A 13,018-nucleotide genomic window follows, 5' to 3' on the forward strand; every position below is an offset into this window, starting at 1 on the left:
AAATGTGGCAATCAAAGCGAGATTTGTGGTATTACCGGTCATGGAATGTTTCTGCACAATGGACAAATGGCTGATGGCAAAGAACAAAATAATGGTCGCCAAACTAACAATGACAAGCCAAGAGGTATAAGTCTCGTTCAAACTGCCCAACATAAAACCGATTATGGCCGTTATCGGAAATGTTCGAATACCGGCAAACCCCTGCTCATCCTTTAGCTTGTCATATTCCCTTTCCAGTCCAAGGATAAGACCTATACCCGTGCTTAGGAGTACCCCCAGAATGTAGGGGCTTAATAGCTCACTTATGTTTTGATGTGTTTGCATTATTTTTTTCTTTCCCTTGTAACTATTATCATTTCATTAATTCCTTTCAGGGTCACAATTCCTTTCAGCTGCCCGTCATCCAAGACCGTGGCAAACTGGGAATTGTTAGACATGAGCTTTTCGTACACCTGCTGTAGGGGCATATTTGTGTCTACTGTTACAAAATCTTTTCTCATAAGATCGGATACATAGGAATCATTGCCATATGAGGAAAGCCCCTTGATCAGGTCCTTTCGTGTCAGCACGCCATGCACATGATTATTTTCTGTGACCAAAAAAACCTCTTCTTGGGTACTTTGCAATATCTGCACCAGGTTTCCCAAGGTTTCCGTGGGCGATAAACAGGTATATTGTGCAATCAAAACATCCTTTACGGTAAATCCGACCAGAGCAGATTTGCCACTTTCGTGCATTTGCTCGACTCCGGCACCTAGATAGATGAACAGGCCAATAAAAACCAACCAGAAATTAGAGAAAAAACCAAGAAAAACGAATACTATGGCTAAAAACTGGCCTACCCGTGCGGCAATGGTCGTTGCTTTCAGCTTATCTAACCTGAATGCCAATAGTGCCCTCAACACTCTTCCACCGTCCATTGGAAAAGCTGGTATCAAATTAAAGACCGCTAGGATCAAATTCGCAGCCATGATGTTAAACCAGAAATCTTCACCGCTCATGTGGTCTATTTTCGAAATTGGCAACAGTTCATCGTTAACGTAGAGAAGAACAAAAAGGGTCCCGGCAATCACAATATTTACTACAGGGCCGGCCAGTGCCACCACCAGTTCCTGGGCAGGTTTATCCGGCATTCTATTGAGACTGGCGACGCCACCAATGGGATAGAGCGTAATATCACGCGTTGGGATATTATATTTTTTGGCCGCGAGCGCATGGCCAAATTCGTGTAGGACAACGCAGGCAAAGAGAACGATGATGAAAAATGCTCCCTTTATGCCTTCTGTCCAACCATGGCCCATTTCAAAATGCATCATGAATATCCATCCGACAATGATCCAAAACGTCCAGTGGACGAAGACCTTGATGCCCGCATAGCTTCCAATAAAGAGGGACCATTTTTTCATGTGTTCTGTATTTTAAGGGTTTTTGATCTGTACGCCAGCACTATCACCAAACCGTATCCTAACAGGGCAAGAAGGAATACAAATCTATAACCGTAAAGGATGGAAATGACAACGGCAAAGATCGAGGCGGCAACGCCTGCCACGCTTGATATACCCAATAAATAGGGAATGCTTTTCTTCTCTTTCAGGGAGGAGGCCTTTTTCAGCAATACCGGAAAAGGGATTCCTATAAAGAAAGACGGAAGCAGCAAAAATAGGGCGATCCAGAATTCAGATAGTTGTTTATACCATATAGGGAGCAGTACGTAAACGGTTAGTAAGGAAACCAAAATAACCAAGACCGTGTATGTGATGAGCTTTCGGGAAAGATTTTTTTTGAAAGCCCCCGTCACAAGGCTGCCCAAGCCATTGCCCAACAAAAATGTAAAAAGCAGCAATGAAAAAGACTGTGATGGATTGGAAAGTTTTAAGTTGAGTACCTGAAAAAGATATCCCTGTACGAGGATATATGAGAACCCCAACAAAAAGGAAACGAGTGCCCAGGCCCTAAATTTTCTTCGTATATATAAAGAGGTGCTTTCTGAAAAAGAGACCGATTTCCATCCGTTCATATGATTGAAAATGAACCACCCGATGATGAACAGACCAAGCCATAAAGGGGTGGTCATGGCATCGGGTAGGCCATTGTTGTAATTAAAAAAATAGGGGGAATCATCGGAAACCGGACTCAAGTTTATGGAAGCGGCTTTCCAAAGTTCATCATACGCATAAGATCCGTTGGAGATATCGTACAACAGTTTGTCGAACATGAACCATTGATAGTTTACGTTCTGCACGATGGTGTCCAAACTTTCCTGTCTGATATACGGAAAATAAAACGGCTCCTTGTCCAATCCATAATAGTGTGCGGTATTATGTGCCTCCTCCATTGTTTTTTGTTCAAAAGGGTTCTTTTTAATGACCAATACAGGGTTCATTTCGTCGGAATAGATATACACCTTTTTTAACGCCTCTATTTGATTGACCCCCATCCGATCCTGGAGCTCCAAAAAGTTCGCCAACATTTTATATACCTCCTGCCTTCCGTGCATCGTAAAATAGATGGCCCCGTCTTCCGTTAAACCATCCAAATAATCGGCAAGTGCCTCCATGGTGAACAGATAGTTCTCGGTAAGTCCATAAAAATCGGTGCCCCTTGAACTTTTGGTCACCGGAATGGTCAATATGATGGCATCAAATTTTCCCTTGTTCTCAATTATGAAATTTCTTCCTTCGTTCACATGTACCTTTATGTTCTCCTTATCGAGGAAGGTAGAGGGATTGTATTTTTCCATCAATGCTACAAAGGAAGGGTTGACCTCTGCTGCCTCGATATATTTAAAGCCCATGAAGTATGTTGTGGCAATATCTATTCCACCACCGGGACCTATTATCAGCACCGAATCCTTTTCCTTTTCGCTTAAAAAGTTCAAAGCAAATACGGCCGGAAATCCGGATAATACTTTTCTCATTTTAACAGTATCCTTTGCAAGTTCATCGATATCGATAACTTTGGTTCCCGCAGCAGCATCTATAAACATTGATTTGGACACGGTACCATCAGGATATGTGAACTTTACAAGATCCGTCTGACCAAAAGCACTCCAGCGGCTTTCGATTTTTTCGCTTTTAAAAGCGGGGTTGGCCATCAATCGGTACAAATCCTTGGACGGGTCTTTGGCAACGGGTATAGTGAAGTTCAGGGCATCTTTTGCAAATCCCATTAGAAAAATAACGCCAAGCACTAAGGGGGCCAGTATTTTTGAATAACGGTTCTTGTGTGCTATCAAGGCTACTACCAGGGCCAGCAGCAGTAACCCTATAGCAATCGCCACCACCTGTGCCAAGCCAAACGTGTTGAGCAAAAAAACGGAGGTGAGTGCACCTGTGGCCGCCCCTATAAGGTCTAAGGCATATAAGGTTGACAAGTGCCGATTATCCGTTTCAAAAATATGGGCATAGACTATTCCGATGGCCATGAACGGAATAGTTGACAAGAATATAAAAATGGGCAGGCCAAAATCAGTGGACGACGAAACGCCCAGTTGTGAAAGGCTGAGCAAAAGGGCAAAACTGAGAAACATCGTGACGGACGGTAGTGCCATCCACCAAAGCCATGAATGATTAATCATCTTGGAATATTTGGCATACGTGATCTGGCCAATACCCAAACCCAGTATGGAAAATGCAATGATAATGAGGACGAAATGAAAACTAAGAAGGTACGAGAACAGTCTTGACAGACTTATCTCGAAGACTATGGTAGCCGCAGTCAGCAAGAAAATAATCGCTATGTTGGTCGACGCTCTTTTCATTGTAATTTTAGCTTCCGAAAATTTTCAAGAGACTCCGCAGTTCATCGTTCACTTGATGTTCCTTTACCACTTGGTCAAACGGGGTAAGGCTCAGTTGGTTGTTCAAGATTCCCGCCATGACATTCTTTCTTCCATGTAAAAGTGCCTCTACGGCAGCAGTGCCGAGCCGTATGCCCAACATTCGATCAAATGCCGAGGCGTTTCCACCGCGTTGTACATGGCCCAGTTTGGCAATGCGCAAGTCCACTTCAGGGTTTATTTCCTTTATCTTTTTGGCTGCCGGCTCGACCCCTAGTTCATCCCCTTCTGAAACAATCACAACAAAGGCCTCTTCACGATCGTAGCTTCCCGCCTTTTCCAACAATTGAGTAAAGTCATGCCCACTTTCAGGTATCAAAATGGCATCTGCACCCGTACCCAATCCGGAATGGATGGCAATATACCCGCAGTCCCTGCCCATTACCTCTATCAGAAATATTCGATTATGGGACTCCGCCGTATCCCTGATCTTATCAATGTTTTCAATTGCGGTGTTCACTGCAGAATCGAAACCGAGTGTAAAATCGGTACCTGCCAGATCATTATCGATGGTGCCGGGAATGCCCAAGAACGGCAGGTCACAGATTTCTGAAAATGCCAATAGCCCTTTGAAGGTGCCATCACCACCAATAGCAATCAGGGCATCGACCTTGTTCGTTTCAAGAATTTGCATAGCTCGTTGTCTTCCCTCCAGCGTCAAAAACCGCTTGCTCCTTGCTGTTTTCAACAATGTGCCGCCTCTGTGAACGTTCTTTTTCAGTTGACTGGAATCCAACTGTACTAGGTCACCGTCGATTAGGCCTTCGTAACCTTTTTTAAAACCGCTGAGCCTTAGGTTGTTCATCTCAGCCGTTTTGGCCACCCCGTGCAAGGCGGCGTTCATTCCCGGGGAATCGCCCCCAGATGTGAATACGCCTATGTGTTTAATAGTCTTCATACTCTTATTCTTCATAATTTTTTACAGGTATATTACAAGAAAATCACCCAGCCCGGTTTTCAACGCTTCGTTCTGACAAACGGATATTTAGCACCGGACCGGAACAGGGAAACCGGAATATTCTTTTTACCCATCCCATATGGTGAATTTGTCAATATTTTTTCGAGTGGAAACCCTTGGCCTTTTTTGCCCTCCCCTCTTTTGGGGTGAAATTACTTTATCATAACTTTTATCTTTAAAATATTGATTGGCCAAGCTCTCTGCAATAACCAATTCTTCATCGGCATGAATTACCATGACCAGCACTTTACTTTGCTCTTTAGAGATTTTAGATGAATTTTTTCTGTTTTGTCCCTCATCGAGCCCAATACCTAAAAAGTCAAGTCCTTGACAAATCCTGGATCGTATTATTGGGGAATTTTCACCGATGTCACCCGAGAAAACCAGCACATCCAAACCGCCCAAGACAGCGGTAAACGCCCCGATCCACTTTCTTACTTGATAGCAGAAGGAAGTTACAGCTTCCGCTGCCCTTCGGTCAACATCTTCTTTTAAAAGTAAATCAAGCATATTCGTACTTGTTTCGGAGATTTTTGGCGAACCGCCCTCATCATCTGTTAAGCTGTTGGGCTGTTTTGACCCCATCCGTTCTTTTTTCAGTAAATGCGCAAAATCGCCAAGATCTAAATCTCCGCTTCTTGTACCCATGACGAACCCCCCCAGTGGTGTAAACCCCATGCCGGCATCTATGCTCTTGCCCTCCTTGACGGCAGTTATACTGGCCTCTTTGCCAAGATGTGCAAGAATGAGCCTTCCATCGGCTTTTTGAATACCTATCCTTTTTTTAAGTTCCATCATGATATGGGAAAACGATTGCCCATGAAAGCCATGCCCGTGCGTGCGTGCCCGTTCAAAATGCCTTGGAATGAAAGGGGGTATCTTGGCAGCCTTGGGCAGGTTCACCAGAAAACTGGTATCAAAAAAAGCTACCTGCTGTAATGCCGGAAATCGCATTGTGAACGTTTCAACAATCTCAATCTCAGTTGAAAGACAGTTAGGAATATTATAGTCGGCAATCTGTTTCAGTTCGTTCAATAGGGCGGTATCGATTACTTTCGGCCCAGGATAGTTCAATCCATATGTTATCTTGTGTCCTATGTAACCAATACGATCGAAGCCGGGTTGGTTTTTTAGCCAACCTATTAAAAAAACGGTCGCTTGATAAAAGCCAGGAGCGTATATCCGTGAATTTTCCCTTTCATTGCCTTTAACATGGGTAACCCTGAAAACCTCTTTGCCGGATCCGAGGTGACGAATATCACCAAAAAGTTCCTTCACGGGATTTTCTGCCATTTCATACATTGTGAACCTAATATTTGATGGTCCGGCACTGATTGTTAAAAGGAGTGGGTTTTGCAGGTACATTTTAACTTGTGATTTTATTGGTTATCGTTATCTTCAAAAGCACAGCTCTTGTTTTCCATAAATTCGGCGGCCATCTTTTTGTATTCCTCGCCAAGGTGCTCTCCGCACCATTCAAGAAGGGCCGGCTGTTCGAAAGACGTGGTATTGCGGACCGCCTTTTTCAGTTCCATCCTCAACAACCTCTTGTCGAAGCTGACTTTTTTTAATATGGTTTCGTGATATTCCAGTGTTTTCATTTGTCCGATTATTTGAAATTTGATTTAATGCTGCCATAATATCAAGTTATTCTCCAACGGTACGGATACACCTTCGTAGTTCGGTGCAATACGAACCGTGTAGTGATCAATTGGCCGGTCAGTAATTACCTGTGCGTAAAAGTTATGTTCCCCTTCTTCGCCCATCCAATCAAATTTCATCGTGTTTCTTTCGGGCGTTTTGCCGTTAACACCTTCTGCGAAAAGTTCTACCTGAATATGCTTGGGGTCAATACCATTCAGCCAAATGGGTGCTCTAACATGATGTTTATGGCGCTCACTTTCAATCTGAACTTTTCCGAATTTTATGGTATCCCATCTTTTCATAAGTTCGTTTTGCGTGTCTAAAATCCTTTTTCCAGCAGCTCCCTTTTTTGCCGCACGCCTCTTGTATTTTTCTGCTGCAGGCAGATAAAATTGTTCTGTGTACTCCCTTACCGTTCGATTGGTCGAAAAACGGGGCGTTAGGGTCGCCATACTTTTTCGCATTCTCCCTACCCACTGTTCAGGGATGCCTTTTTTGTTACGTGAATAAAATTCGGGTACTATTTGTTGCTCCAGAATTTCATATAAAGCTATCGCCTCGGCAGCATCCAAAGCAGGGTCATCACCATGTTCTTGTCCATCACCCAATGCCCAGCCCACTTCTGGGGTGAATGCCTCGGCCCACCAACCGTCCAGTTCCGATAAGTTGAGGCCACCGTTTACAAGTACTTTCATGCCACTGGTACCACTGGCTTCCCAGGGCCGTCTCGGGGTATTGAGCCATACATCAACGCCCTGGACCAAATTTTCCGTCAACAGCATGTCATAATCACTTAGAAAAAGGACATGCCTGTACAAATTATGTTGTTGGATGAACTGCGCCCACTTTTGTATCAACCCTTTTCCCGCTTCATCAAATGGGGGCGCTTTGCCGGCCAAAACCAATTGTAACGGATGTTCCGAATTGGTCAGAATTCGGACCAAACGTTCGGGATCGTACAATAAGAGATCCGGTCTTTTGTAAGGCACAAACCGGCGGGCAAAGCCCAAGGTCAATGTGTCCGGGTCAAGAACTTGGTCGGCGATTTCGACCACTTCAGATGGTAGGCCCGAGACTATTGCCTGTCTCTCAAACCTTTCCCTTATAAAATCGACAAGACGATTTCTGGATTGGTTCCTAAACTCCCAAAGTTTTCCGTCGGATAGCTTAGAAATATGTGCCGAATGGTCATCGAGTTCGCCCCGCCAGCGATCTTTTCCGCAGGCTGCTGTCCATACCTTGTCCGCATATTCAGAATCCCAAGAGGGCATATGAACCCCGTTGGTGACATGGCCAACAGGTATTTCTTGTATCGGCCATCGCTTAAAGAGATTTCGAAAAAGATTTCTGCTAACCTCGCCGTGTAAACGACTGACGCCGTTCACCGCACCGCTACCGCGAATGGCCAGATAGGCCATGTTGAAGCTCTCCCAATGATTATTGGAATCTGCCCTGCCCAAGGCCATCAGGTCATTGAAATCGATACCCAATTCGTTTTTGGCGTATTGGCCAAGAAACTGTTCCATTAGCATTGGACTGAAATGATCAAAACCGGCAGCAACCGCTGTATGGGTGGTAAACAGGTTGCCTGCCCGGGTAACGGCAAGTGCCCGTTCAAAAGAAGTTCCATTCATCTTCATAAAATCGCTGGCACGTTCCAGCACGAGAAAGGCTGCATGGCCTTCGTTCATATGGCACACTTCTGGCTGGATATTCAGGGCCTTAAGTAATTTGTAGCCCCCGATACCCAGAACAATCTCTTGTTTTATGCGATGGTCGGGGCCACCTCCATATAGCTCGTCGGTAATACCACGATGGAGGGGCAAATTGGCGGCATCGTTGCTATCCAATAGATATAGCTTTGACCTTCCTACCTGTACCTGCCATGTCCTTAGCCATAGCGGGTGACCGGGCAACGATACCTTTATGCGAAGCCACTCCCCGTTGGGTAGGCGTAAGGGCGTAACGGGCAATTGCCCTGGGTCATTGTGCGGGAACAAGGCATTTTGTGAGCCAAATTTGTCGATTTCCTGACGGAAATACCCTTTGGCATAGAGTAGCCCCACGGCCACGACCGGTACGCCCAGGTCACTTGCCGATTTCAACTGATCTCCGGCCACGTTGCCCAGGCCGCCTGCATAAATGGGCAGTGCCTCGCTCAGCATATACTCCATGCTGAAATAGGCAACACACTTAAGCTGGGTCTTGGCATAGTTTTGTTGAAACCAGTTCGGGGCCGATAGTGCTTTTTCGTTCTCATTCAAAAGGCTTTTGATTTTCGCCCGGAATTCTGGATCGTTCAAATGCCCCTCAAGCCGGTCGCGTGAAACGGTCTGCAAGATTACCCATGGATTTTGGGTAAGTTTCCAAAGTTCGGGGTCTAATTGTTGCCATAGTTTATCCGAGGCATGGTTCCATGACCAGCGAATGTTCAGGGCAAGTTCCAAAAGGTCATCGATTCCCTCGACATCAGTGTGTATCAATCCGTAGAGTTGATCAATATGATTTTTTTGTTCTTTCATTTTCATTTTGTCCTTACATTTCTTCCAATATTGTTCATTGCGGTTAATGATCAAAAAAATCGCTTATCGCTTTCCAAACCTTAAAGGGCTCTTTTAGAAAGAGTTGGTGGTCACCATTCTCCACACGCATTAACTTACTCTTGGTAAATAGACTTGCAAAATTCTCTACATTTACGTAGGGTGCCAATTTATCGACTGTGCCTTGGATAAAGAGGATCTTCCGGTCACGTATGTTTTTGGCAAGTACAAATAAATTTGTGTTGAGAATTACTTCGTTCAACGAATTGTAATAGCTCTGCCAAGTATGTTTTTTTGAGTCCTTAAAAACGTCATCGGTCAGATTTTCGGGCTTGAACCATTTAACAATGTATAAGGGGTGTAGCATACAGAACAATTTTCCATATCGGCCTACGGCGAGCGTATCAAAATAAGAACCATCGGGCATCTGTTCCAAAAATTGATCCCTGCTTTCAAAGACGGGAAAGCCGATTACGGTCGCTCCCTTAAACCAGTTAGGATGTTTTTCGAATAATGCCAGCGATATTATGGCTCCCATGGAATGACCGACAATAAGGCTCCCTCCTTTGTCAAACCCCTCTGCCGAGATGACCTTTTCAAGGGCCGTAAGTTGAATTTCGAGGGTATATTCGCTTTGGGGCTTGGGAGAGTCGCCAAAGCCCAACAAATCGACCAAAAGAAGTCTATGCGTTCCGGTAATTTGTTCTAAACCCCTTTTCCAATAGTTTTTTGAACCTGCCAGACCATGGATCAAGACCATGTTTTTATCTCCCGAACCCACTATTTCATAGTTCAAGGGCATGGTTTCTGGATCATATTCAGGAGCTACGGCGACCGTAAGGTATTGGTATCCCGCTACCGACATGATGAGTGCCACAATCGCCAATACTGCCCAAAAGGTCTTTTTCGCTATTTTCATCATTGCATGTTTCATTATCCTATGTCGAACCCGACCTCGTTTTTTCTTACACCCAATTGTTCTTGAAGATCAAAAACTCCATGGGTCTTAGTTTTACCTTGATGAAAAGGCGATCGGTTTCTAAAGCTGTGTTTTTTTCGATTTTGACTTTTTTCTTGTTCCCATAGATACATTCCATTAGAAGATTTTCTTTGTTGATAGCGTTATCTATGGTTACGTATCCTTCTTTGGTATTCTTTGGAGAAGAATTATAGACGACAAGTATCTCGCCCTGATAAAGGATCCTTGAAAATGCCAAAAGACATTGTTCACAATCTGGAAACCGAAAATCGAGCCCATTTTCTGAAGTTTCCCTAAAATACATTCTACCGAATTTTAGAATGGCTTCCCTTTGCCTAAGATGTGCCAAGAACGAAATTCTCTTGAATAGCCATGACCCTTGGTTCAATACGTTGGTCTCCTTATCATCGGGATTGAACATGCCCTCCCTGATATACCGATCATCAGTACCGTTGCCCTCAAAACCTTGTTCGGTACCGTAATAAATACATGGAGCGCCAAGGGCACAAATGAGAAAGCCCATGCCCGCAACAATTTGCTCGGGAGCGGCATTGTGGCCAAAGCGGTGCTTAAAATCCATCCCAACCTGGTCGTGGTCGTCGATATAGGTCACCAGAAATTCGCCATACTCGCCACGGTGAAGGGCATTCTTTCGCAGTTCTTCATAGCGCCGTATCAATAGGTTCGGTGATGAATTGCCCTTTATCACTTCCGCCAGGACACTGTGCAGGGGGTGATCTAAGATAGAATCAAGCCCATAATAGATGTTACGGTCTTCAGGCAGTACTTTAGGGCCTATATAGGGATTGCTCATTTCATCGTTGCCGATAATTTCACCGAACAGGAAAAAGTTTCTTTTGCCCAAAGAGTAAGCATATTCCCGAATCCTCGAACAAAAACGGCTGGTATCCTGCCCTTTCATATGTTTGACAGCATCCAAACGAAAACCATCAACATCCACCTCACGTATCCAGTAACAATGGATTTTGGCCAGTAGCTCCTGTAAGTCTTCACTGGCGGGGGAACCATCGTTCCGAAATGTTTTTAAGGTAAAGAAGTCGCCTTCCTGGGTCTCGGGATACGCATCGAAATTCTTGATCTGCCCTTTACGGTTATACATTTCGGGATTTCTCAGTTCAAGGGGTATCGGTCTGTCCTTTTCTCGCCAATCACCCAACGGAAAACGCTCTCCTTTGAAATAATAATAGCTGTAATCAAAGGGATAGGACCAATTATCGCCAGAATGATGCAGAACGATATCCAAAAAGACCCGTATATCAAGCCCGTGTGCCTTGTCAACGAGTTTTTCCAAGTCTTTCTTTGTGCCCAAGCGTTTGTCCACATCCATATAATTCTGAATGGCATAGCCATGGTAGGACTCTGGATTGTTTTCAAACACGGGGCTTAGCCAGATGGCCGTACAGCCCAAGTTTTTGATATAGTCAATGTTGTTGATGATCCCCTTAAGAGTACCGCCAAAGGGCTTTCGCAATTGATCTTCATTCCCGAAACCAGGGTGCCGGATATCGAAATTCTTTGAGTGCCGTGCATTGCTATCATGAAACCGGTCAACCATAAGAAAGTAAATGATCTCCTCACGCCATTCCCTATGGCAGTTTACCCAATATTTCTTGTCTGGGCGTGGTGAAAGTTCTATTTCCTCAATTGATTTTAACATCATCTCGTTTTTAAACATTCACATTGGAATATGGTGTATTTGTAGTTATATCTACCTCTTTGCTTTCTTGTGATCTTGCTCCATAAAAACGGTTGAAAACCATACAGGCCGTTAGGTCACCGGTAACATTGACCGCAGTTCTGAACATGCCGAGCAAGCGCTCCACCCCTATAATTATGATAATGCCTTCAGCCGGTATTCCGGCACTTGACAAAACGGAAGCCAAAATCACCACACCGCCACCGGGTATGGCAGGGGTGCCGATGGAGGCGGCAACTATGGTGACCACGACAACAATAATATTCAGAAGGCCCATTTCAAGGCCATAAGCCTGAGCGATGAACAAAGTCGTTATGGTTTGGTAAAGTGCTGTTCCATCCATGTTCACGGTAGCCCCTATCGGAATAATGAAATTGCTGATGGAGCCGTTCACTTTGAGCTCTTCTTCCGCTGTTTTTAAGGAAAGGGGCATTACTGCGGCAGAACTCGTGGTCGAGAATGCCAATAGTTGAACATCCGTGATCTTTTTCAAAAATTTAAACGGATTGCTCTGGCCCAATAGACTTACCAATAACAGGTAAACACCGACCAAAAGGAATAACCCTATCAGTACCACGAGCACATAAAAGCCCAAACCTGAAAGGGAGTTTAGACCAACACTGGATGTAAGTTGCGCCATTAAACCAAATACTGCGATGGGTACCAACAACATGGCCCATTTGACCACGGTCATGCAGATTTCCTGTACGGCACCCAAGAGCAGCTTGACAGGTTTGAGCAAATCGTCAGGCAGCGACAATACGGCAACCCCGATTATAATGGTAAAAATCACAATGCTCAACATTTCACCACTGACCATCGAGGCCAATGGGTTTTCAGGCAGTAGATCGGTAATGACATTCGGTATATCGTTTATTCCAAACGACAGTTCCGTACTTTCGTCCGTATTGGCCAAAGCATTTGCATGATCGACTTCCGCCTGTTGGTGGAGAAACTTTCCCGGTCTAAAGATCAAGGCCAGAACCGTACCTATGGTTACCGATATAATCGTTGTCGATATAAAATATAAGAGTACGCCCCCGCCCAATCTTTTCAGATTTTCCTTGTCGTTACTCGCTATGCCGGTGATGATGGAGGCCACAATCAGTGGTATCATGATCATCTGGACCAATTTCAAAAAGAGCATGCCCGGCAGGGCCAGCCAATTCCCCAGAACATCGGCGGTGCTTTTGGTGATCCAACCGTTTTGGGGACTTAACAACAGGCCTACTCCAACACCAAGAAACAAAGCAATGATAACTTTGAGCCAAAGCCGGTTCTCAACCAACCTTTGTAGGTAGTGGTTTAATGATTTTAATGATTTTATTTCCGTATCCAGCAT

Annotated in this window: 10 protein-coding genes; all 10 read right to left on the minus strand. The window is 44.6% G+C overall.

Translation table 11 applies throughout. The annotated features are described in order from the left end of the window. Nucleotides 1-324, minus strand: a 324-nt coding sequence (locus tag D2V05_RS16210; RefSeq protein ID WP_235855466.1) for an MgtC/SapB family protein, incomplete at its 3' end; no start/stop codon positions are given. Next, nucleotides 324-1,406, minus strand: coding sequence for a site-2 protease family protein (locus tag D2V05_RS16215; RefSeq protein WP_036378954.1), 1,083 nt, complete (start codon nucleotides 1,404-1,406; stop codon nucleotides 324-326). The genes D2V05_RS16215 and D2V05_RS16210, both read right to left, overlap by 1 nt. Then, the gene (locus tag D2V05_RS16220; RefSeq protein WP_147378302.1) at nucleotides 1,403-3,760 is read right to left on the minus strand and encodes a hypothetical protein; all 2,358 of its coding nucleotides are present in this window, start codon (nucleotides 3,758-3,760) and stop codon (nucleotides 1,403-1,405) included. The genes D2V05_RS16215 and D2V05_RS16220 overlap by 4 nt, the downstream gene beginning before the upstream one ends. A 7-nt stretch (nucleotides 3,761-3,767) precedes the next feature. Next, nucleotides 3,768-4,736: a 6-phosphofructokinase gene (locus D2V05_RS16225; protein WP_036385910.1), complete on the minus strand. Its 969-nt coding sequence runs from the start codon at nucleotides 4,734-4,736 to the stop codon at nucleotides 3,768-3,770. 126 nt (nucleotides 4,737-4,862) lie between these two features. Next, complete coding sequence (locus tag D2V05_RS16230) at nucleotides 4,863-6,161, minus strand: acetate/propionate family kinase (protein WP_051947116.1); 1,299 nt, start codon at nucleotides 6,159-6,161, stop codon at nucleotides 4,863-4,865. Nucleotides 6,162-6,175: 14 nt separating this feature from the next. Continuing rightward, entirely contained in the window at nucleotides 6,176-6,397 is a 222-nt protein-coding gene (locus D2V05_RS16235) for a hypothetical protein (RefSeq protein ID WP_036378951.1), read from the minus strand. A 24-nt stretch (nucleotides 6,398-6,421) separates the two neighbouring features. Then, nucleotides 6,422-8,962, minus strand: a complete 2,541-nt coding sequence (glgP, locus tag D2V05_RS16240; RefSeq protein ID WP_036385906.1) for an alpha-glucan family phosphorylase — start codon at nucleotides 8,960-8,962, stop codon at nucleotides 6,422-6,424. Nucleotides 8,963-9,005: 43 nt separating this feature from the next. Next, the gene (locus tag D2V05_RS16245) at nucleotides 9,006-9,902 is read right to left on the minus strand and encodes an alpha/beta fold hydrolase (RefSeq protein ID WP_235855480.1); all 897 of its coding nucleotides are present in this window, start codon (nucleotides 9,900-9,902) and stop codon (nucleotides 9,006-9,008) included. A 43-nt stretch (nucleotides 9,903-9,945) separates the two neighbouring features. Then, nucleotides 9,946-11,640: an alpha-amylase family glycosyl hydrolase gene (locus D2V05_RS16250; RefSeq protein WP_220473567.1), complete on the minus strand. Its 1,695-nt coding sequence runs from the start codon at nucleotides 11,638-11,640 to the stop codon at nucleotides 9,946-9,948. Nucleotides 11,641-11,647: 7 nt separating this feature from the next. Then, a complete protein-coding gene (locus tag D2V05_RS16255; RefSeq protein WP_036378947.1) occupies nucleotides 11,648-13,018 on the minus strand; it encodes a dicarboxylate/amino acid:cation symporter in 1,371 nt (456 codons plus the stop codon).

It is taken from the genome of Flagellimonas pelagia (assembly GCF_003584135.1).
GTDB classification, from domain to species: Bacteria; Bacteroidota; Bacteroidia; order Flavobacteriales; family Flavobacteriaceae; genus Flagellimonas; species Flagellimonas pelagia.

Coding starts and splice junctions, on each gene's coding strand:
- D2V05_RS16235 (WP_036378951.1), bottom strand. CDS start 6,397: ATGAAAACACTGGAATATCACGAAACCATATTAAAAAAAGTCAGCTTC.
- D2V05_RS16250 (WP_220473567.1), bottom strand. CDS start 11,640: ATGATGTTAAAATCAATTGAGGAAATAGAACTTTCACCACGCCCAGAC.
- glgP (WP_036385906.1), bottom strand. CDS start 8,962: ATGAAAGAACAAAAAAATCATATTGATCAACTCTACGGATTGATACAC.
- D2V05_RS16245 (WP_235855480.1), bottom strand. CDS start 9,902: ATGATGAAAATAGCGAAAAAGACCTTTTGGGCAGTATTGGCGATTGTG.
- D2V05_RS16215 (WP_036378954.1), bottom strand. CDS start 1,406: ATGAAAAAATGGTCCCTCTTTATTGGAAGCTATGCGGGCATCAAGGTC.
- D2V05_RS16225 (WP_036385910.1), bottom strand. CDS start 4,736: ATGAAGACTATTAAACACATAGGCGTATTCACATCTGGGGGCGATTCC.
- D2V05_RS16230 (WP_051947116.1), bottom strand. CDS start 6,161: ATGTACCTGCAAAACCCACTCCTTTTAACAATCAGTGCCGGACCATCA.
- D2V05_RS16255 (WP_036378947.1), bottom strand. CDS start 13,018: ATGCTGGATACGGAAATAAAATCATTAAAATCATTAAACCACTACCTA.
- D2V05_RS16220 (WP_147378302.1), bottom strand. CDS start 3,760: ATGAAAAGAGCGTCGACCAACATAGCGATTATTTTCTTGCTGACTGCG.